The following is a 20,495-nucleotide window of genomic DNA, read 5'->3' as shown; positions in this document are numbered from 1 at the left end:
CGCGAGGCGTCCGATTCCCCCTAAATCGGTTGACGTGCCGTTAAACCCCTTTCCCGGCACTTTGCACCGAACAGTGAACGCCGAGTGAATGTCAGTGTCAATACGGAGTTACCAACCGTTACAAATTTGCAGGGGCGCCCAAAACTGCGATTTGCGTCACAAAGTTCAGGAATTCGCCGGGCAATTTTTAAAATATTTATTTATTTCAATTGGTTGCATCGAATCCGAGGGCCGAACGTCCGGCCTGCGCCCTCCCCGAGGACAGCGCTCATCGCTGTCGGGGAATTTGATTTGAATCAAAACTCAACCCGGCCTGGCATGGGCGGATCGGAGCAAAGTGCGCAAATCCCCCAGGACACGGGTCCTGCGGATCATGCCGGTTTGCGGGCCAAAATGCGCCAGCGCGCGGCCTGATGATTGCCCGGCGCGCCGGGTACGTCGGGCACCGGCGCATCGGCCGGCGGCGGCGCGAAATACGCCAGATCAAAACCCGCCCGGTCGAACGGTTCACGCAACTGCGCCGAATCCGCGATCAGATGCGTCTGGTGGTGAGCGGCGTACAACCATGCGCTGTGCCGCGCCTGCGCTGCGTCCACGCCAAGCGCATCGCCGTGCCCGTGGGCCAGCCGCTCGGCGGCGTCCTGCAACGCCGCCACTTCGCCCGGCGGATAGCGGGTGACGGCCGCGGTCTCGCCGGGCCGCACCCGTTGCGCGGTCAGTACGGCGCCGCCCGGTCGCAGCAGGTCGAACCATTGCCGAACCAAGATGCGGCGGGCGGCGGCGTCGAAGAAGGTCAAAAAGGAGTGCGTACAGATCAGGTCGAAACCGTCGGCATCGCGGTAATCCAGGATGTCGGCCTGCACGGTGCGGATGCCGAAGCCGGCCAGATCGGCGTATTGCCGGCACAGCGCCAGCGGCGTGGCGCATTGATCGAGCACGGTGATGTCCAATTCCGGCGCATCCGGCAGACAAGCGGCGATGCGCGCCAGCATGCCGGCATCGGCGGTGCCGGACACCAGCACCCGGCGCGCGCCGCCGGCGATGGCGGCACGCAGCTGCGGCAACAGGAAGTCGTCGTCCGACTTCAGGCTGACGAACACGCCCAACCCCTTCAGCACCGGCCAGCTGCCGTGGTACCAGGCGCAGTCGCCGGCCGGATTGCCGGCGCACAGACGGGGCGCTTCGGCCAAGGCCAAGGCGATGGCTTCGCGGTGGAATTCGACTGGAGCGCTCATGGTAGGTCCTCGGGAATTTCGCAAAGGGCGGCGAAATATTTGCCGCCGGGGGTGCGCGGGATCTCGGACATGTAATCGAAGCGCAACGTGGTGGCCGGACCGAATTCGCGGATGAAACGCTCACGCACGCGGGCCTCGAACGGCGCGGGATCGCTGCCGTCGCGCAAGGCCGCGCGGATGGTGAAGCGGTCGAGCGTGTGCTGCACCACTTGGAACTGGCGGATCTCGGGTGAGTCGCGGAACACCGGCGACAGGCGGGTGAACAGCATCTGGCTGCCGTCGGCCTTGCGCAGCAGGCCGCGCATCTTGCCGGCGATGCGGGTGATTGCCGGCAGGCCGATGCGGCCGCAGCCGCAGACCGCGTTCTCGGCCAGATCGCCCAGCGCATAACGGATCAAGGTGCTGTGCCGGTTGAAATAGTCGGTGACCACCACCTGCCCCAGCCGTCCGGGCGGACAGGGCCGGCCGTCCTCATCCAGGATCTCCACGCCCAGCTTGTGCGCCATCACGTGGTAGTTCTCCGGCCGATGCGGACAGCGGATGGCGATGAAACCGAGTTCGACCGCGCTGTAGGTGACCACCGGCACCGCGTTCGGGAACGCCTGCCGGATCAGGTCATCCAGATGGTCGTCGTAGGCCTCGGACATGGCGGTGACCCGGCGGATGAAGGGCAGGGTCTCGCCGCGCTCGATCAGGAAACGGCACAGCCGTTCCAAGTTGGTCGGATAACTGACCAAGGACACCGCGCCGAGGCGCTGGTGGCGGTCGTGGATGAAGGCCAGCTGCTCCGCCAGCGGCGAGTCGACCTCGAGCGTGCGCTCGTCGGCCTTGTGGGTGGCCAACGCCACGATCTTGATGTACGACAGCGGGCCGCCGTACCACTGCATCAGCCGTTGCGTGTCTTCGGCCTCCATGCGCATGCGATCGGGCTGCCAGGAGACATGGATCGGCATCGAGGTCGAGCCGGAGGTGTGTCCTTGCGCCGGATGGCCGTTCAGCAGCAGGTCGTTATGCGCCTGCACCATGGCACGGGTAACCACCGGCAGCGGCTGGCCGATATCCGGGTGGAAGCGCCGGTAGAACGGGTGATCGGCCTGCGCCCAACGCACGATGGCCTCGAAGCGCCGGCTGGCATAGGGCCGCGTGCGGAACGTGTCCGGGATCCAAACTGGTTTCATGCCGCTTCCTTCAATCCGATGAACTCCATGTACTTGCCGCCCGGCAGGCGCGGGATGTCGGCGCACCAGTCGAACTCGACCGCCGCGGCCGGACCGAAATGGCGGACGAACAAATCGCGCATGCGCGCTTCGAACGCGCCGGCATCGGCCCCGTCGCGGGCGATGGCGCGCAGGGTGAAGTCGGTCGGCGTCCGTTGCACCACTTGGTACTGGCGGATTTCCGGCGAGTCGCGGATGTGCGGCGACAGCTCGGTGCTGAACACGAAGCCGCCGCCCGGATGCCGCAGCAGGCCGCGCTGCTTGCCGAGCAACCGGGTCAGCGCCGGCAGCTCGATTTTCCCGCAATCACACCGGACCGGCGCCGCCAAGTCGCCGATGGCGTAGCGGATGAACGGCATGGCGCGGTTGTGGTAATCGGTCAGCACCACCTGTCCGACCTCGCCCTCGGCGCAGGGCGTGCCGTCCGCGCGCAGGAATTCGACGCCGAGCTTATGCGCCATCAGATGGTAGTTATCCGGATTGTGCGGACAACGGCCGGCGACCATGCCGACTTCGGTGCAGGAATAGGTCGCGGCGATGCGGGCGTTCGGAAACGCGCGGCGGATGACCGCTTCCTGGCCCGGTTCGAACAGCTCGGACATGCACACGATGCGGTGCAGCTCCGGCACGGTGCGCCCGGCATCCAACAGATGCGCGGCCAACTGCACCAGGTTGGTCGGATAGCTGATCAGCGAACGCATGCCGTGGCGCTCGATGCGTCCGCGCAGGAATTCCAGCTGGTCCCCGACGGGGCTGGCGACCTCGAAGGTGTCCGGCTTTTTCTCATGCGCCGACAAAGCCACGATGCGGGCGTTCGGCAACACGCCGCCGAACCAACCGGCGTAGGCGAGGTTGTCACGTGTGTCGAGCGCGCCGCGCGCGGGATCCCAATGCACCCGCACCGGCACCGAGGTGGCGCCGGAGGTCTTGCCGGTGACCGGACGGCCGTCCAACAGCTCGTCGTTGTGCGCCTGCAGGATTTCGCGGGTCAACAGCGGCGGCAGGCCGCCGCCGGCGAGCGTGCGCCGGTAGAACGGCGAATGCGCGGCGGCCCATTCGGCGATGGCGCGGAAATGGCGCTCGGCATAGGGCCGGCCACGGAAGGAGTCGGGGATGTGCAGTTCGGACATGGTTCGGCCGCGCGGATATCCGTACAGGATGATGAATGCCGACGCCGATTGCAAGCCGAGCATCCCGTAGAATAGGAGCCGCCATGAACAGCCATATGCCTTCCCGACACCCGAAACGCCGCGCCTACTGGCAGCTGATGCGCGGTGACCGCCCGATCGGCACCCTGTTGCTGCTCTGGCCCACGCTGTGGGCGCTGTGGCTGGCCGCCGGCGGCTTGCCGCCGCTGAAGCTGCTGTTGGTGTTCGGCGCCGGCGTCTGGTTGACGCGCTCGGCCGGCTGCATCATCAACGACTACGCCGACCGCTGGCTGGACCACCGGGTGGAGCGCACCAAGGCCCGGCCGCTGGTGAGCGGTTGGATCAGCCCGCGCGAAGCCCTGACGGCGTTCGTGCTGATGATGCTGGCGGCGTTCGGCCTGGTGCTGCTGACCAATCCGCTGACCATCGGTCTGAGCGTGGTCGGCGCGCTGCTGGCCGCCACCTATCCCTACCTGAAGCGGCACACCTATTTCCCGCAGGTGTACCTGGGCATCGCCTTCGGCTGGGGCATTCCGATGGCGTTCGCCGCCGTGCAGGGCAAGATCCCGCAAAGCGCCTGGCTGCTGTTCCTGGCCAATCTGCTGTGGACCACCGGCTACGACACCTGGTACGCGATGGTCGACCGCGAGGACGACCTGAAAGCCGGCTCGAAATCGCTGGCCATCTTCCTGGGCGACATGGACCTGGCCGGCATCGCCGTGCTGTTCGCCGGTTTTCTGGCCGCGATGGCGCTACTCGGCCGGCAATACCACTTCGGACCGTACTATTACGTCGGCCTGGCCGCCGCTGGCGTGGCGATCCTCTGGCAGTTCAAGATCGCGCGCCTGCGCCACCGCGAGGACTGCTTCCGCGCCTTCCTGGCCAACCAATGGGTGGGCATGCCGGTGTTCGTCGGCATCGCGGCCTCCCTGCTGTAACCGGCACTCACGGCACCCGCGCCAAGCACCAGACATCCACACGCCGCACCCCGGCCGCGAGCAGCACCTCGGCCGCCGCGGCGCAGGTCGCGCCGGTGGTATAGACGTCGTCCACCAAGGCCACATGCGCCGGCAGCAGACCCGTAGCGCGGAACGCACCCTGCACATTGGCGGCGCGCTCGGCGCCCTTCAGGCCCGATTGCACGGCGGTGGCGCGGGCGCGCACCAAAGCCTGCCCGAACACCGGAATGCCGGTGCCGCGGCTCCAGCACCTCGCCAACTCCAGGCTCTGGTTGAAGCCGCGCTGGCGCAGACGGCTGACATGCAGGGGAATCGGCAGCAACGCCTGTGGCCTGCCGGCGGCCAATACCGGCAATGCCATGCGCGCCAGATGCCGGCCGGCGCCGAGGTCTTCATGGAATTTGAAGCCTTGAATCAGGCCATCGACCGGGGCTTCATATAAGAAGGCCGCATGCACCGTTCCGTTGGCCAGCGCCAGTACCGGCGGCGGCTCGGGAAAACCGGCCAGGCACTGGGTACAGAACGCCGCGGCCGGGCCGGCCTCTTCCCCGCATAGCCGACACGGGTTCGGGAACCACTGGATATTCAAGGCGTTGCGGAGACGGTCAACGAATTTCATTGGCGGCCGGTTGACGGACTGGGGTATCCTACGCAGGTTGCCGCAAGGCCCGCCCCTCCACCATCGGAAAATCCCCATGACCGCCGTCATCCGCCATGACTACAGCCGCGCCGAAGTGCTGGCGCTGCTCGACCTGCCCTTCGCCGATCTGATGCACCGCGCCGGCGAGATTCACTGTGCCAACTTCGACCCGAACCAGGTGCAGGTCTCGACCCTTTTGTCGATCAAAACCGGCGGTTGTCCGGAAGATTGCGCCTACTGCCCGCAGGCCGCGCGCTACGACACCGGCCTGAAAGCGCAGAAACTGATGGAGGTGGACGACGTGCTGGCCAAGGCCGCGCAGGCCAAGGCCGCCGGCGCCACCCGCTTCTGCATGGGCGCCGCTTGGCGCAGCCCGAAAGACCGCGATCTGGAAAAAGTGGCGGCGATGGTGCAGGGCGTGCGCGCCATGGGCATGGAGGCCTGCGCTACGCTCGGCATGTTGAATGCCGACCAGGCCAAGCGCCTGAAGGAGGCCGGCCTGGACTACTACAACCACAACCTCGACACCGGTCCGGACGAATACGCCGACATCATCAAGACCCGCGAATACCAGGACCGTCTGGATACCCTGGAAAACGTGCGCGAAGCCGGCCTGAAGACCTGCTGCGGCGGCATCGTCGGCATGGGCGAATCGCGCGAACAGCGCGCGGCGCTGCTGCAGACCTTGGCCAACCTGCCGGAGCACCCGGGCTCGGTGCCGATCAACCGCCTGGTGCAGGTGGCCGGCACGCCGCTGCACGGCACCGCCCTGCTGGACGGCTTCGAATTCGTGCGCACCGTCGCCGTGGCACGCATCCTGATGCCGCACTCGATGGTCCGCCTGTCGGCCGGCCGCGCCGAGATGAGCGAAGAACTGCAGGCGATGTGCTTCCTGGCCGGCGCCAACTCCATTTTCTACGGCGAGAAGCTGCTGACCACCGGCAACCCGGACGTGGAAGCCGATCAGGCCCTGTTCGCCAAGCTCGGCATCACCGGCATGCCGGTGACCGAACAAAGCACCACCGTGCACGCCGACGTGCTGTGCCAGGACCGCAGCTGCGCCGCCTGAGCCATGGCGCTGCGTGAACGCCTGCGCGCCGACGCCCGGCAACGGCACGCGGCGGGCCTTGACCGGACGCGGCGCGTGCAGGACGCGCGCCTCGGCATGGTCGCGGATTGCGATGGCGTAACGTTGGTCAATTTCTGCAGCAACGATTACCTGGGCTTCGCCCAACATCCGGCGGTGGTTTCGACGTTCCGTGCGGCGGCGGCCGAATACGGCGTCGGCAGCGCCGGCTCGGCCTTGGTCAGCGGCTACTTTTCCGCGCATCGCGCGTTGGAAGAACAGGCCGCCGCGCTGTTCGGCTATGACGCCGCGCTGTATGCCGGCAGCGGCTATCTGGCCAATCTGGGCGTGCTGACCGCCCTGCTCGATGCACGCGCGCTGTGCGTGCAGGACAAGCGCAACCACGCCTGCCTGATTGACGGCGCGCGTTTCTCCGGCGCCGCGCTGAAACGCTATCCGCACGCCGACGTGGCCGCCGCCGAAGCCGCCTTGAACGGCGCGACGCAGGACCTGCGGCTGCTGGTCAGTGACGGCGTGTTCAGCATGGACGGCGATGCGGCCGATGTGGCAGGCCTGGCGCAGATCGCCGCACGTCATGACGCCACGCTGATGCTCGACGACGCGCACGGCGTCGGCGTGCTCGGCGCCACCGGCCTGGGTAGCCTGCAGGCCGCCGGGCTCGGTGCCGGGGACGTACCGATCCTGGTGGTCCCGGCCGGCAAGGCGCTGGGCGGGCAGGGCGCGTTGATTCTCTCCAACCGCGACGTGATCGCGCACCTGGTGGATACCGCGCGGCCGTACCTGTTCAGCACCGCACCGGCGCCGGCGATGGCGGCGGCGCTGTCGCAATCCCTGCGTCTGCTGGCAACCGAAGCGGAACACCACGCTTTGCTGCAGAACAACATCCGGCAATTCACCGCGCTGGCCGCGCACGCCGGCTTGCCTTTGTTGCCGTCGAATACCGCCATCCAGCCGTTGCTGGCCGGCGACAACGACCGCGCCCTGCGCTGGAGCGAGGCACTGCGCGCACGCGGTTTCTGGGTCAGCGCCATCCGGCCGCCGACTGTTCCGCCGGGCACGGCGCGGCTGCGCATCACGCTGACCGCCCTGCATACGCCGGCGCAGATCGAAACGCTGGTCGAAACATTGCATGGCGTGATCAAGGACGACGATGGCCCTGCATATTGAGTCGTCCGGCCACGGTCCGGATTTGATCCTGCTGCACGGCTGGGCCATGCATGGCGGCGTGTTCGCGCCGCTGCTGCCGCTGTTGCAGGCGCGCTTTACCGTACACGCGGTCGATCTGCCGGGCCACGGCCGCAGCCGCGCGTGCGGACTGCCGCTGGCCTTCGACGCGGTCTGGGACGAACTGCGCGCGCGCATCCCGCAGCCGGCGCTGGTGATGGGCTGGTCGCTCGGCGGCCTGTTCGCCTTGCATGGCGCGCTGGCGCATCCGGCCGCTTGCCGCGGCCTGATCCTGCAGAACGCCAGCCCCTGCTTCGTGCATCGGCCGGATTGGCCGCACGGCATGCCGGCGCAGGTGTTCCGCCAATTCGCGGCCGAACTGGAACGCGATTACGCGCAGACCCTGCACCGCTTCTTCATGCTGGAGGCGCAGGGCTCCGAGCACCTGCGCGACGACCTGCGCCTGCTGCAGCGCACCGCCTTCGAGTTCGGCGAACCGGACGCGCGCGTATTGGCTGAAGGCCTGCATCTGCTGGAAACGGTCGATTTGCGCGCACGGCTGCCGAATCTGGCCATGCCCAGCCTGTGGCTGGCCGGCCGGCGCGACCGCCTGGTCAGCGCGGCGGCGATGCAATCGGCCAGCGAAGCCGCCGACGGTACCTTCGCCTGCGACGAACACGGCGGCCATGCGCCGTTCCTCACCCACCCGGCGGCGGTCGCCGCCGCCATCACCGGATTCGCCGAACACCTATGAACCAGGACGATAGCCTGTTCCAACGCGATGCGGTACGCCGGCACTTCAGCCGGGCCGCGGGCACATACCTGGAAGCCGCCGCATTGCAGAAGGAAGTGGAGGCGCGGCTGCTGGAGCAGTCGGACTATCTGGAGACGCCACCCGAGCGTGTGCTCGACTTAGGCGCAGGTCCCGGCCGCGCGTCCGGCGTGCTGAAAAAACGTTGGCCGAAGTCTGATGTGGTGGCCATGGATCTTTCCTTACCGATGCTGCGCCAGGTACCGAAACAGACCCGTTTCTGGCGTCCGGTAAAACGGGTCTGCGCCGACGCGCTGCAGTTGCCGTTCCGGGATCGCAGTTTCGATCTGGTATTTTCCAGCCTGTGCCTGCAATGGGCGCATCCGCTGCCGCAGGCCCTGCGCGAAATCCGCCGGGTGCTGAAACCCGGCGGTCTGCTGGTGTTCAGCACCTTCGGACCGGATACGCTGCTGGAACTGCGTGAAACCTACTTGGCCTGCGGCCTGGAACCGGCAGTGTCGCCGTTCGCGGCCATCCAGCAGGTCGGCGACGCCCTGCAGGGCGCGGGCTTCGCGCGCAGCGTGCTCGACCGCGAACTGTACACGCTGGATTATCCCGACCTGCGCGCGCTGATGCGCGAACTGCAGGCCATCGGCGCCACCGACGCGCGTGCCGGGCGTGCCCGCGGGCTGATGGGCAAGACCCGCTGGCAGGCGCTGGACGCCGCCTATCCGCGGCAACACGGCCGCGTGGCCAGCAGCTGGGAAGTGATCGCCGCCATGGCGTTCCGCCCCGAGCACGATCCGCCGCCGCACGAAGACGGCATCGTGGCCCGCATTTCGCCTGAAGGCATCACCCGGAGGATCCGCTGATGCGCCGATGGCCCATCGCCGCGCTCTTGGTATTTTTCGCATCGCTGCCGGCCGCCGCGGACGTAACGCCGGAAGGCGACGTCGATCGCGTGCAGGCGCAGATCGCCGAAACCCGCGCGCGACATCCGGCCCTGGACCTGCTGGCGCGTCAACAACCGGGCTTCGAGGCGGCCTGGCGCGAACAGCTTCGACAGCGGCTGGTGGTGGCGCCCAAGCGGGAGGCGCGCGCGGCCAGCGAAGCCATCGCCACCGGCTTGGCGCTGAACGCGATCAACGGCCATCTGGCGCGCGCCGGCGATCCGGCGGTGGAGGGTATGTTCGTGCAGCAACGCCGGCTGATGGCCGCGGCCACCGACGACCCGGCGTTGTGCGCCATCCTGCTGAACACCCCGGCCGCGCGCGAAGACCGTGCGGGCACCCCGCCGTGGCTGCTGCAAAAGCCCTGGCGCGACGGGCGTGACGATTTGCTGGCGGCGGTATCGGCGTTGGTGATCGACGCGGAAAACAAACCCGTGCGACGCCTGCCGCCCGAACAGCAACGTGGCTTCATGCAACGCGTCGCCAGCCGGATATCCGGCCGCTTCGGCGCGGACGGCCTGGCGCGCTACGAACGCCTGCAGGACGAGAACGGCGCGCCGCAGGCGCGTTGCCGCGGCCTGCATGAACTGTTCGAGGTATTGGCGGAGCAGCCGCCGGCGCTGCGCGCGATGCTGCTGCGCGCCTATTTCGGGCAATGACCATGGCCGGCACGACACATGAAGGCGGTTGCCATTGCGGCGCGGTGCGTTTCTCGGTGGAGGTGCCGCCGATGCCCGAGGCGGAAGACTGCAACTGCTCGATCTGCCGGATGAGCGGCTTCCTGCACCTGATCGTGCCCAAACGCGCGTTCACCCTGCTCCGCGGCGAAGACGCGCTGACGACCTACACCTTCAACACCGGAGTGGCCAAGCACCTGTTCTGCCGGACATGCGGCATCAAGCCGTTCTACATCCCACGCTCGAACCCCGACGGCATCGACGTGAACGTGCGCTGTCTGGACGTGACGCCGGACGGACTGCGCATCGTGCCGTTCGACGGCCGCGACTGGGAAGCCCACGCGCACGCGCTGGCGCACAAAAGCCGCGCCGACTGATCACAACAAGGGCGTGAGCGCCTTCCAGACGTGGTCGCGCAGCTTCAGTTGGCCCTTGGCGTTCGGGTGCAGCTGGTCGGGCAGGAAATAGCCGCGGTCCAGCGCGATCGGCTCCAGCAGGAACGGCAGCAGCGCGGTCTTCTCCTGCTTGGCCAAATCGGTGTAGATGGCGGCGAAACCCTCGGTGTAGGCCGGACCGTAATTCGGCGGCATGCGGATACCGATCAACAGCACCTTGGCGCCCTCGGCCTTGGACAGCCGGATCATCTTGCGCAGGTTGCTGCGGGTCTGCAGCAGCGGCAGGCCGCGCAGGCCGTCGTTGGCGCCGAGCTCGATGATGACCAGGTCCGGCGTGTGCCGCTTCAGCGCCGCCGGCAGGCGCGAGAGGCCGCCGGCGCTGGTTTCGCCCGAGACGCTGGCGTTGACCACCTGCCAGTGCGGATGGGATTTCTTCAGGCGCGCGGCGGTCAGCCCGACCCAGCCCTGCTCGGCCGGCAGGTTGTAGGCCGCCGAAAGTGAATCGCCCATGACCAGCAAGGTCTGTTTGGCCGAAACCGGCAACGCCGTGACCAATAGCACAAGCGCCAGGAACACGAATCCTTGATATTTGCTGTGGCACACTGCAAATGATTTATTGAGCATGTCTTTTCCGAGGAGCGAATCCGTGAACACCGCCATAAGGGTAACAAACCTGGGCAAGCGCGTGCGCCTGCCGGACCATGAGCTGCGCATCCTGGAAGACGTCAGCTTCGCCATCGAACGCGGCCGCAGCGCCGCCATCGTCGGTGCTTCGGGTTCGGGCAAGAGCACCCTGCTGTCGCTGATGGCCGGGCTGGATACCCCGAGCGAAGGCGGGGTCGACATCCTCGGCACCGCACTGCAGGGACTCGACGAGGACGGCCGCGCCCGCCTGCGCGGCGAATCGGTCGGCTTCGTGTTCCAGAACTTCCAGCTGCTGCCGGCGCTGACCGCGCTGGAGAACGTGATGCTGCCGCTGGAGCTGCGCGGCGACGCCGATCCTGCCGTGGCCGCGCGCGACATCCTCGGCAAGGTCGGCCTGGCCGACCGCCTGCACCATTACCCGCGCCAGCTCTCCGGCGGCGAGCAGCAGCGCGTGGCCATCGCGCGCGCGTTCGTGGTCGATCCGGCGGTGCTGTTCGCCGACGAGCCGACCGGCAACCTCGACACCGAAACCGGAAGCGCCATCGCCGACCTGCTGTTCGAACTCAACGCCACCCGCGGCACCACGCTGGTGCTGGTGACTCACGACGAGCGCCTGGCCGCGCGTTGCCATCAGCAATTGCGCCTGAGCGCGGGCCGGCTGCTGCCATGAACCGGCTGCGCCTGGCCTGGCGCCAGACCCGGCGCGACCTGGCCGCCGGCGAAATCCGGCTGATGCTGCTGGCGCTGACGCTGGCGGTGATGGCGGTCAGCGCGGTCGGCCTGATCACCGACCGGGCCGAGACCGGCCTGCGCCAGGAATCCAACCGCCTGCTCGGCGGCGACGCCGCCTTGCGCGCCGACACCGCGATTCCCGACGCCGTGCCCGAACGCGCGCGCGCGCTCGGCCTGCAGCACGCACAGACCGCGACCTTCCCGAGCATGGTGCAAAGCGGCGAGTCGGTCAGTCTGGCCGACATCCGCGCCGTCGATTCGCGCTTCCCGCTGCGCGGCCGCTTCGAGATCCGGGACACCGCCGGCGGCCCGGTACGCGAGGTGCAGGGCGGACCGGCGCAAGGCACCGTCTGGCTGTCGGCCGATGCCGCGCGCAAACTGGACCTGCGCATCGGCCAGACGCTGGGCGTCGGCAACCTGCAACTGCGCTATGCGGCCACCCTGGTGCGCGAACCCGATGCCGCGCTGGACTATTTCAACGTCGCGCCGAAAGTGTTGATCGCCTACGGCGACCTGGCCGCCAGCGGCTTGGTGCAGAACGGCAGCCGCATCCAGTACCGACTGGTGGTGGCCGGCGACACTCCGGCGGTGAGCAAATTCACCGCGCAGACCCGCGCCGCGCTGGGCCGCGGGCAGCGGCTGGAAACGTCGGATGACGCGCGTCTGGAAATCCGTTCGGCGCTGGAACGCGCCAATCGCTTCCTGTCGCTGGCGGCGTTGGTCTCCTTGATTCTTGCCGCCGTCGCCATCGGCTTGGCCGCGCGCCGGCACAGCGCGCGTCATCTGGACGGCAGCGCGGTGATGCGCTGCCTCGGCGCCAGCCAGGGCACCATCGCCGTTCTGCAGATCGGCGAGCTGGCCTTCCTCGGCCTGCTCGGCAGCACGCTCGGCATCGCCTTGGCCTGGCTGCTGCAATGGGCGGTCGGCCTGTGGCTGGCGCAGGCCTTGGGCATGAGTTTGCCGGCACCGGGCTGGCAGCCGGTGCTGGCCGGTTACGGCATCGGCTTCACGGTACTGCTGGCGTTCGCGGTGCCGCCGATCCTGGCGCTGCGCAAGGTACCGGCGCTGCGCGTGTTGCGCCGCGACGTGCCGGTCAACGAACCCAGCGCTTGGACCGTCGGTCTGCTCGGCGTCGGCGGCCTGGCGGCATTGCTGTGGTGGAAGGCCGGTTCGGCCACGCTCGGCGCCATCATCCTCGGCGGCATCGGCGGCACCGCCGCCGCGCTGGCCGGTCTGGCCTGGCTGCTGTTGTGGTGGCTGAAACGCGCGCGCCGCAACCTGCGCGGCCCCTGGCGTTACGGCTTGGCCAATCTCAGCCGGCACCAGGGCATGACTTTGACCCAGGTCTCGGCGCTTGGCCTCGGCCTGATGGCGCTGTTGCTGCTCGGCTTCGTGCGCACCGACCTGCTGTCGCGCTGGCAGCAGACGCTGCCGGCGGACGCGCCGAACCGCTTCATCATCAACGTGCAACCCGAGCAAGTAGCGGGCGTGGCCGAGTTCGCCAAGGCCAATGGCCTGGCCGAACCGGTGCTGTATCCGATGGTGCGCGCGCGCCTGCAGGCGGTGAACGGCAAGCCGGTCAGCGGCACCGATTACGCCGCGGCCGGCGAGCGCGCCAAGCGTTTAGCCGAACGCGAATTCAACCTGTCATCGGCGCGCGCGTTCGGCAAAGACAACCAGCTGACCGCCGGCAAGTACTGGGCAGTCGACCACCGCGGCGGCCTGGAGCTGTCGGTCGAAGAGGATTTCGCCGAAACCTTGGGCTGGAAACTCGGCGACCGCATCCGCTTCGACATCGCTGGCACGCCGCTGGAGGCGCGCGTCACCAGCCTGCGCAAGGTGGAGTGGGAAAGCTTCAAGCCGAACTTCTTCGTGGTGGTCTCGCCCGGCGGGCTGGACGGCTTCGCCGCCAGCTACATCTCGGCGGTCAACGTACCGCCGGCCAAACAGGCGGCGATGGACGGGCTGGTACGCGCGTTCCCGAACCTGTCGGTGATCGACATCGATGCCGTGCTGGCGCAGGTGCGCGGCACCGTGGCGCAGGTCAGCCGGGTGGTCGAGTCGGTGTTCTACTTCTCGCTGGCGGCCGGCCTGCTGGTGCTGCTGGCGGCGGTGCAGGCCTCGCAGGACGAGCGCATGCAGGAAGCCGGCGTGATGCGGGTGTTGGGCGCCTCGCGCAAACAGCTGCGGCTGGCACAGGCCACCGAATTCGGCAGCCTCGGGCTGTTGGCCGGTCTGGTCGCGTCGGTTGCGGCCGGCATCATCACCGGCCTGATCACCACCGAAGTGTTCGATCTGCCCTGGGAGTTCGACGCCGCGTTCCTGCTGTACGGCACCGTGGGCGGCACGGCATTGGCCTTGCTGGCCGGACTCTGGGCCACGCGCAAGGTCACCGAAACGCCGCCGATGCAGACCCTGCGCGAACTGTGATGCTTATGCGCCGGCCTTGCGCACCGGCGTGTATTTGCGGGTGAGGTACATGCCGGCGAACACGGACACCGTCAACGGCCCGAGCCAGGCCAGGTTCTGCAACACCGGGCCGGACAGCGTCGGCAGCAGCTTCGGCAACCCGATCGACAGGAAGGCGATGTGAGTCGCCACGCCGTTGCCGATCATCGCGCCGAAATGCTGGTGCAGCCACCAATTCGGCTGCGCCGGCGGGCGGCGCGCGAAGCGCCGCATGCGCACGGCGCTGACGACGCCGATCAGCGAGAAGGCGGTGAAGATCAGCGCCATGCGGTCGGTCACGAACAGGCCGATGTAGGCGACACCCAGACCGCTCAGGAAATTGAGCAGCACCAGAATCCGGTAAACGGGGCCGGTATAGGCGGCCCAGTCGCGCTTGTCGCGGACCGCGCGCCAGCTGCACCAGACGCTGGTGGCGGTGATGACCAGCAGATACGCCAGGAACGATGCCGCGATCGGATGTTGCCGCGTGTAGAAGGCCACAGTCATCGGTATGCCGCTGAGCAGCATGCCGGTCATCGCCAGAAGATAAACCTTGCCGCTGGTCCGGTGCACGGCGCCGCCCTTGCGGCTGAGACCCGAAAGCCAGAAGGTCAGCAGCGCCAGCGCGCCGATCGCGCCATGCGCGGATTTCACCACATCGTAATAGTCCATGCCGTTCTCCCTGAGCAGACGGCCAGTGTGCGATGCCGGCTGCGCCGGCTCAGGTGCCGGCAGTCACCATTCCGACCTGCCGGAAGTCATTTTCTGCCGTCGGCGCCTTGAGCGCGGCCGCGTTTACCGCCATGCTGTGAGCATGCGCGAATTCCTCAAATCCCTGTGGCATCCTCTGTCCCTGGCCGGCCTGCTGGCCTGGGGCGCCATCGGCCTGGAACTGATTCAAGGACGGCCGGAAACGCCGACGTGGTTGGCGGCACCGGTGCCTTTGGCGATTCCGGTCGCCCTGCATCTGCTGTTCCTGGCCTTGTTCCTGTGGCCAAGCAAGGCCCGCGCGATGGTGCTCGGGCAATTGGCCGTGGCGCTGACGCTGATGTTGATCCTGCGCGCGGGCTCGCTGCCGATCCTGCTGATCATGGTGATGGCGCAGGTGACCTACCTGTGGCCGGTCCGTTCGGCGGCGCTGATCTTCGCGTCCTGCAACGTCGCGGTGTACCTGATCTACGCTTACGTCTGGCGCTTCGGCGCACCGCTGACCATGACCGTGATGTACATGAGTTTCCAGGCGTTCGCGGCGGTCACCTCGTGGTATGCGGTGAGCGCCGAACGCGCCCGCGACGAACTGGCCGCGATCAACGCCGAACTGCTCGGCACGCGGGTGCTGCTGGATGCCGGCGTACGGGATTCCGAACGCCTGCGCATCTCGCGCGAGCTGCATGACGTGGCCGGCCACAAGCTGACCGCGCTCAAGCTCAACCTGCAGGCCCTGCGCCAGAAGCCGGAATTGGCGGAGGCCGCCGAACTGCGGCTGGCGGCGGAGCTGTCCGACGAGTTGCTGCAGGACATCCGCGCCGTGGTGCAGCAGCTCCGGCTGCACGACCACCCGCCGCTGCGCGAAGCCTTGGCGGCGTTGGCGTTGCCGCTGCCGCGGCCGGTTTTGGCGCTGGAACTGGACGACGACGTCGACCGGTTGAGCATGGTCGAGGCCGAAGCCGTGCTGCGCTGCGCGCAGGAGGCGCTGACCAACGCCGCGCGCCACGCCGACGCCGGCCGCCTGCACATGCGCCTGCAACGGCAGGCCGGCGAATGGCGGCTGGACATCCACGACGACGGCAAGACGCCGCCCAAGTCGGGGCAGGGCAATGGCCTGAACGGCATGCGTGAACGCATCGAAGCGCTCGGCGGCCAACTGCAATGGCGCATGGAGCGCGGCATGCCGCTGTCGGCGCGTTGGCCGGTGCGCGCATGAGCGCCACGATCCGGCTGGCGCTGGCCGACGACCAGGCCCTGGTGCGCAACGGACTGTCGGCGTTGCTGGCCGGCATTCCCGGCCTGCGCATCGACACCCAGGCCGAAGACGGCGAGGCGTTGTTGGCCAACCTGGCCGCGACGCCGGTCGACGTCATCCTGTCCGACATCCGCATGCCGGTCTGCGACGGCTTCACCCTGGTCGAACGCCTGCGCGCGGCCGGCGACGCCACGCCGGTGCTGCTGCTGACCACCTTCGACGAGCCCGAACTGGCCCTGCGCGCGGCCGCCTGCGGCGCCCAGGGTTTCCTGCTGAAGGACGCCTCGCCGGCGGACCTGCATGAAGCAATCGTGGCGCTGGCCGCCGGGAAGACCCTGCTGGCGCCGGTACCCACCGACCCGGTGCGTTCGCGTTACGCCTACCGCGACGCCGGCGCGCCGACCGACGCCTTCAACGAACGCGAGATCGCCATCCTGCGCCTGTTGGCCGGCGGCTATTCCAACCGCGAAATCGCCAAGGCGGTGTTCCTGTCCGAGGGCACGGTGAAGAATTACGTGTCGGAAATCCTCGACAAGCTCGGTGCACGCGACCGCACGCGCGCGGTGCTGAAGGCCATCACTCTGCGCATCATCTGAATCCCGGCGCGGGCAAGAAAAAAGGGCGGATGCGATCCGCCCTTTTCGCGTACGCGGCGACTGCCGCTTACTTGGCCAGCTCGGTCAGGGTCGACAGCACCCAGCCCTTGTTACCCAGTTCGTCTTCCACTTCCCACATCAGCTCGGACTTGTTGCCGGTCGGATACAGCATCATGCCCGGATCGAGCGTACGCACTACCTTCTCGCCTTTCGGCGTGGTGAACAGGCGCGCCGGCTTGACCACGCGCAGGGCCTGCACGACATTGGCGGCCGAGGCGTTGTCCGGCAGGCCGCCCATCTCCTGCACCAGGTTGTGGTAGGCCTGCAGGTAGGCCAAGGCGATCACTTGGCCGATTTCGGTGTTGGCGTAGGCGCCGCCGCCGAGCGCACCCAGGCCGCCGGAGCCGAACAGGCCGCCGCCGCCGCCCCAGGCCATGTCGGTCTTCTTGGCGTGGCCTTCGGCCATCGCCACCTGTTCGGAAGAACGCACGTCGGTCACGGTCAGCACCACGTCGGCGGTCTTCTTCTTGAAGCTGACGCCGCCCATCAGAGCGCCGGCGCGGCCGCCGACGAAGCCGCCGAGCAGCCCGCCGATGTTGGAACCGCCGGAATCGGTGTTGCTGGAGATGAGATCCGGCACCAGCACGTAATCGGCGGCCTTGACCTGGCCTTTGCCGATGTTGGAACCGCCGCGCAGCTCGCCGCCGCCGGCCAGTTCACGCTCCATCTGCATGGCCTGGAAACCGGCACCGCGGTCGACCAGGGTGAAGCAGCGCGACTTGTTGACGTAAATCTTGATCAGCTTGGACGGCGCCGGCAGCTGCTGGCCGCTCCACCAGTTGGTGCTGTCTTCCGGCTCGATGACCGCGATGGAGCCGAGTGACTTCTTGCAGACCGGGATTTCGGTGATCTGCTGGGCGCGGGTTTCCTGCGCGGTGGCCTGCTTGCCCTGGACCGGCGCCGACGACAGGCCGGCGACCAGAATGGCCGAGAAAGCCAAGGCCGATTGCGAGATGACGCGTGCATTGCTCATGACGTTATTCCTTTCCCCCGAGAGGCATGTAATGTTGTCCATAGTCTTGCCGGGCCATCTTAGCACCGCAGACGGCTACCAGCCAACCGTACGCCAGCGCACGGAGCGGCATTTGGCTATACTGGCCCGCCGCCGAATGCCCTGCCACCCATGCCTTCCCGCGCCACACCCGACGATTCGCCCTGCACCGCCTGCGGTGCCTGTTGCGCGCATTTTCGGGTCTCGTTTTACTGGGCCGAAGCCGAACACAACGGTTTGCCCGCGGAGCTGGTGGAGCCGCTGACGCCCACCTACAGCTGCATGGCCGGCACCAACGCGGCCGCGCCGCGCTGCGCGGCGCTGTCGGGCACCGTCGGCAAGGCGGTAGCCTGCACCGTCTATCCGCAGCGCACCTCGCCCTGCCGCGAACTGCAACCCGGCGACGACAAATGCAACCGCGCGCGCGCCAAACACGGACTGCCGCCGATCGCGGCCTGAAAAAAACCCGCCGGATGGCGGGTTTTCGATTCGGAGCGGCGGCGGCTCAATCCAGTTCGATGACGTCGAACGGCACCACCGGATCGACATCGGCGCCGTAATCCACGCCGGCCAGGCCGAAGCCGAACAGCTTCAGGAACTCGGTCTTGTAGGCGGCGTAGTCGGTGGTGTCGAACAGGTTGTCGCTGGTCACCGTCGGCCAGATCAGCTTGACCGCGTCCTGCACTTCGTCGCGCAGTTCCCAGTCGTCCATGCGGATGCGCTGCTGCTCGTCGCGGTCATTGCCGGCGCCGTACAGTTCGGTGCGGAACATGCGGTCGATCTGCTCGATCGGACCTTCGTGCAGGCCGAGCTGCTTCATCACCCGGAAGCAGATCGAGATGTACAGCGGCATCACCGGAATCGCGGCCGATGCCTGGGTCACCACCGACTTCAGCACCGCGACGTTGGCGGCGCCCTGCACCGGCTTGAGCTTGTCGCGCAGCGCGGCGGCGGCGCGGTCCATGTCTTCCTTGGCCTTGCCCAGCGCGCCGTGCCAGTAGATCGGCCAGGTGATGTCGGTGCCGATGTAGCTGTACGACACGGTCTTGACGCCCTCGGCCAACACGCCGGCCTCGAGCAGGGCCTGCATCCACAGTTCCCAGTCCTGGCCGCCCATCACGGTCACGGTGTCGGCGATTTCCTGTTCGGTGGCCGGTTCGATCTCGGCGTGGATGATGACGTCCTTGCTGGTGTCGATGGCGGTGGACTGGTACGGCGCGCCGATCGGCTTCAGCGCCGAACGCACCAGCTCGCCGCTATCCGGCAACTTGCGCACCGGTGAGGCCAGCGAATACACCACCAGATCGACCTGGCCGAGGTCGGCCTTGATCAGCTCGATGACCTTGGCGCGCATGGCGTGCGAGAAGGCATCACCGTTGACGCTCTTGGCATACAGGCCGGCCGCGTGCGCGGCTTTCTCGAAGGCGGCCGAGTTGTACCAGCCGGCGGTGCCGGGCTTGCTTTCGGTGGCCGGCTTCTCCAGGAACACGCCGAGCGTGGCGGCACCGGAACCGAAGGCGGCGGCGATGCGCGAAGCCAAACCGTAGCCGGTGGAGGCGCCGATCACCAGCACCTTCTTCGGGCCGTCGGCGATCGGGCCGCGCTCTTTCACTACCTCGATCTGCTCCGCCACGTGTCGCTCGCAACCGGTCGGGTGGGTGGTGGTGCAGATGAATCCGCGGGTCTTCGGGGTGATGATCATGGCATATGTCCTGATGCGGCCGGGAACGGCGCTTAAATGTCAGGAACGATTATAAAACGCGCTTCGGCCAACGGGCGTTTTAATTCGGGATGCGGGCCGCAAAAAAACGGACCCGCCGAAGCGGGCCCGTTTATCCAAACTGGATGCGGCTTATTCGCCCAGCGGCTTGGACGGCTTCAGCTTCGGGAATGCGCCCCGGAAAGCGGTCAGATCGGACGGCGACAGGTTCGGGCGGCCGGCCATGAAGCCCATGTTGATCTCGCCGGAAAGGAAATAGGTTTCGCCTTCCTCGGCTTCGATGGTGGTGACGTCCTTGGCTTCGGAATGCACGGTGTACTCGTGCTTGCCCGGCTCGACCTGGAGAGTGAAGAAGTTGGCGTTGCGCAGCTTGCCGAGTTCCGTTTCGCCTTCGCGGACGATGAAGCCGATGGCTGCGCCCTTGAATGCGCTCGGACGGAAGAAGACGACCAAGGCTTTGCCGGGCTCGGGCGTGCCGATGGCGGCGGTGGCGGCGTCGGGGGCTTCGGCGACGACCGGCGCGGCATCTTGGGCGGAAACCGGAGCCATGAAGACGGAAGCGGCGAGCAGCAGAACGGTATTGAAGGATTTCATGATTCTCTCGTGGTGGGTGGAATGAACGGATGGTTATTGCGTTTCGGGCACGGCGGAAACGGGTGTGTCGGCGGCAACCGACGCCAAGGCTTCGGTGCCGGCCGGAATGACGATCTGGCCGCCGGTGATGAACATCGACATCAAACCGGCGTAGGGAATGAAGCTTGCCGCCAAGGCGGCGTCGGAACGGTTTTTGCCGGCGTAGGGCGTGGCCAACGGCTTGAGCGAACGTAGCGGAATGCGCTGGCCGCGGTAATCCAGGTGGCGGGCGGCAAGGATCAATTCGCCGCCGCGGCCGCCCAAACCGGCCTTCTGCACATGCACGACTTCGCCGAACGCGGGCGTTCCTTTAGGCACCACGATCTCGCCAACGTGCAGGTCTTCCGCCAAGCGGAAGCGGACCTCGGCGTCCTTGACCGCGGACTTCGAAGACACCTCATCAGCGAACACGAGCAATACCGGGGTTTTGGCGGTGAGCACCGAAGGCGGGACGACCTGGGGAGCCGGTTCGGACGACTGCGCG

22 protein-coding genes are annotated in these 20,495 nt (G+C 67.5%); 12 read left to right on the top strand and 10 right to left on the bottom strand.

All coding sequences use genetic code 11. The features are described 5' to 3' along the window. Positions 1-371 precede the first annotated feature (371 nt). The 3 genes from IEV56_RS08260 to IEV56_RS08250 are packed head-to-tail and all read right to left on the bottom strand — an operon-like array spanning position 372 to position 3,582. Positions 372-1,235: a class I SAM-dependent methyltransferase gene (locus tag IEV56_RS08260; protein ID WP_188449758.1), complete on the bottom strand. Its 864-nt coding sequence runs from the start codon at positions 1,233-1,235 to the stop codon at positions 372-374. Next, positions 1,232-2,413 (bottom strand): phenylacetate--CoA ligase family protein, encoded by a 1,182-nt coding sequence (locus tag IEV56_RS08255; protein WP_188449756.1) that lies wholly within the window; start codon positions 2,411-2,413, stop codon positions 1,232-1,234. Before IEV56_RS08255 ends, IEV56_RS08260 begins: the two co-directional genes overlap by 4 nt. Beyond that, positions 2,410-3,582: a phenylacetate--CoA ligase family protein gene (locus IEV56_RS08250; protein ID WP_188449754.1), complete on the bottom strand. Its 1,173-nt coding sequence runs from the start codon at positions 3,580-3,582 to the stop codon at positions 2,410-2,412. The genes IEV56_RS08255 and IEV56_RS08250 overlap by 4 nt, the downstream gene beginning before the upstream one ends. An 83-nt stretch (positions 3,583-3,665) precedes the next feature. Between IEV56_RS08250 and ubiA the strand changes: the two genes are divergently transcribed. Continuing rightward, the gene (ubiA, locus tag IEV56_RS08245) at positions 3,666-4,538 is read left to right on the top strand and encodes a 4-hydroxybenzoate octaprenyltransferase (protein ID WP_188449752.1); all 873 of its coding nucleotides are present in this window, start codon (positions 3,666-3,668) and stop codon (positions 4,536-4,538) included. A gap of 7 nt (positions 4,539-4,545) precedes the next feature. Here ubiA and IEV56_RS08240 read toward each other — a convergent pair whose 3' ends face one another. Then, complete coding sequence (locus IEV56_RS08240) at positions 4,546-5,178, bottom strand: ComF family protein (RefSeq protein WP_188449750.1); 633 nt, start codon at positions 5,176-5,178, stop codon at positions 4,546-4,548. A gap of 76 nt (positions 5,179-5,254) precedes the next feature. On the opposite strand from IEV56_RS08240, the gene bioB reads away from it, so the two are divergent. Genes bioB through IEV56_RS08210 form a run of 6 tightly spaced genes read left to right on the top strand, consistent with a single transcriptional unit; the run spans position 5,255 to position 10,205 of the window. Beyond that, positions 5,255-6,268, top strand: coding sequence for a biotin synthase BioB (bioB, locus tag IEV56_RS08235; RefSeq protein ID WP_188449748.1), 1,014 nt, complete (start codon positions 5,255-5,257; stop codon positions 6,266-6,268). Between the two features lie 3 nt (positions 6,269-6,271). After that, the gene (locus tag IEV56_RS08230) at positions 6,272-7,453 is read left to right on the top strand and encodes an 8-amino-7-oxononanoate synthase (protein ID WP_188449746.1); all 1,182 of its coding nucleotides are present in this window, start codon (positions 6,272-6,274) and stop codon (positions 7,451-7,453) included. After that, positions 7,443-8,204 carry a pimeloyl-ACP methyl ester esterase BioH gene (gene bioH / locus IEV56_RS08225; RefSeq protein ID WP_188450002.1) on the top strand — a complete coding sequence of 254 codons (762 nt, stop codon included), beginning with the start codon at positions 7,443-7,445 and terminating at the stop codon, positions 8,202-8,204. Before IEV56_RS08230 ends, bioH begins: the two co-directional genes overlap by 11 nt. Further along, entirely contained in the window at positions 8,201-9,073 is an 873-nt protein-coding gene (gene bioC / locus IEV56_RS08220) for a malonyl-ACP O-methyltransferase BioC (protein ID WP_188449744.1), read from the top strand. Before bioH ends, bioC begins: the two co-directional genes overlap by 4 nt. Further along, positions 9,073-9,810 carry a hypothetical protein gene (locus tag IEV56_RS08215; RefSeq protein WP_188449742.1) on the top strand — a complete coding sequence of 246 codons (738 nt, stop codon included), beginning with the start codon at positions 9,073-9,075 and terminating at the stop codon, positions 9,808-9,810. The genes bioC and IEV56_RS08215 overlap by 1 nt, the downstream gene beginning before the upstream one ends. A gap of 2 nt (positions 9,811-9,812) precedes the next feature. Beyond that, on the top strand, positions 9,813-10,205 hold the full coding sequence (locus IEV56_RS08210) for a GFA family protein (protein WP_229730222.1): 393 nt from the start codon (positions 9,813-9,815) through the stop codon (positions 10,203-10,205). Here the strand turns inward: IEV56_RS08210 and IEV56_RS08205 are convergent, their stop codons facing one another. Next, positions 10,206-10,847: an arylesterase gene (locus IEV56_RS08205; RefSeq protein WP_188449738.1), complete on the bottom strand. Its 642-nt coding sequence runs from the start codon at positions 10,845-10,847 to the stop codon at positions 10,206-10,208. Positions 10,848-10,869: 22 nt separating this feature from the next. Here IEV56_RS08205 and IEV56_RS08200 point away from each other — a divergent pair, with 22 nt between their 5' ends. Together IEV56_RS08200 and IEV56_RS08195 are read left to right on the top strand one after the other, a co-directional pair. Further along, on the top strand, positions 10,870-11,538 hold the full coding sequence (locus tag IEV56_RS08200) for an ABC transporter ATP-binding protein (RefSeq protein WP_425488568.1): 669 nt from the start codon (positions 10,870-10,872) through the stop codon (positions 11,536-11,538). Further along, complete coding sequence (locus IEV56_RS08195; RefSeq protein ID WP_188449729.1) at positions 11,535-14,030, top strand: ABC transporter permease; 2,496 nt, start codon at positions 11,535-11,537, stop codon at positions 14,028-14,030. The genes IEV56_RS08200 and IEV56_RS08195 overlap by 4 nt, the downstream gene beginning before the upstream one ends. A 3-nt stretch (positions 14,031-14,033) precedes the next feature. Here IEV56_RS08195 and IEV56_RS08190 read toward each other — a convergent pair whose 3' ends face one another. After that, positions 14,034-14,720: a hypothetical protein gene (locus tag IEV56_RS08190; RefSeq protein ID WP_188449727.1), complete on the bottom strand. Its 687-nt coding sequence runs from the start codon at positions 14,718-14,720 to the stop codon at positions 14,034-14,036. Positions 14,721-14,862: 142 nt separating this feature from the next. Between IEV56_RS08190 and IEV56_RS08185 the strand changes: the two genes are divergently transcribed. Further along, positions 14,863-15,972, top strand: coding sequence for a sensor histidine kinase (locus tag IEV56_RS08185; protein ID WP_188449725.1), 1,110 nt, complete (start codon positions 14,863-14,865; stop codon positions 15,970-15,972). Further along, positions 15,969-16,607 (top strand): response regulator transcription factor, encoded by a 639-nt coding sequence (locus tag IEV56_RS08180; protein WP_188449723.1) that lies wholly within the window; start codon positions 15,969-15,971, stop codon positions 16,605-16,607. Before IEV56_RS08185 ends, IEV56_RS08180 begins: the two co-directional genes overlap by 4 nt. A gap of 67 nt (positions 16,608-16,674) precedes the next feature. Here the strand turns inward: IEV56_RS08180 and IEV56_RS08175 are convergent, their stop codons facing one another. After that, entirely contained in the window at positions 16,675-17,640 is a 966-nt protein-coding gene (locus tag IEV56_RS08175; protein ID WP_188449721.1) for a CsgG/HfaB family protein, read from the bottom strand. Positions 17,641-17,790: 150 nt separating this feature from the next. Between IEV56_RS08175 and IEV56_RS08170 the strand changes: the two genes are divergently transcribed. After that, complete coding sequence (locus IEV56_RS08170; protein ID WP_188449719.1) at positions 17,791-18,117, top strand: YkgJ family cysteine cluster protein; 327 nt, start codon at positions 17,791-17,793, stop codon at positions 18,115-18,117. A gap of 46 nt (positions 18,118-18,163) precedes the next feature. Here IEV56_RS08170 and fabV read toward each other — a convergent pair whose 3' ends face one another. From fabV to IEV56_RS08155, 3 genes are all read right to left on the bottom strand, one after another. Further along, positions 18,164-19,360, bottom strand: coding sequence for an enoyl-ACP reductase FabV (fabV, locus tag IEV56_RS08165; RefSeq protein WP_188449717.1), 1,197 nt, complete (start codon positions 19,358-19,360; stop codon positions 18,164-18,166). Positions 19,361-19,510: 150 nt separating this feature from the next. Next, a complete protein-coding gene (locus tag IEV56_RS08160; protein WP_188449715.1) occupies positions 19,511-19,972 on the bottom strand; it encodes a DUF2846 domain-containing protein in 462 nt (153 codons plus the stop codon). A gap of 33 nt (positions 19,973-20,005) precedes the next feature. Beyond that, on the bottom strand, positions 20,006-20,422 hold the full coding sequence (locus IEV56_RS08155) for a conjugative transposon protein TraM (RefSeq protein ID WP_188449713.1): 417 nt from the start codon (positions 20,420-20,422) through the stop codon (positions 20,006-20,008). Positions 20,423-20,495: the final 73 nt, after the last annotated feature.

It is taken from the genome of Arenimonas maotaiensis (genome assembly GCF_014638745.1).
In the GTDB taxonomy this organism is placed as follows: Bacteria; Pseudomonadota; Gammaproteobacteria; order Xanthomonadales; family Xanthomonadaceae; genus Arenimonas; species Arenimonas maotaiensis.
This window is presented reverse-complemented; position numbering and strand designations above follow the sequence as displayed.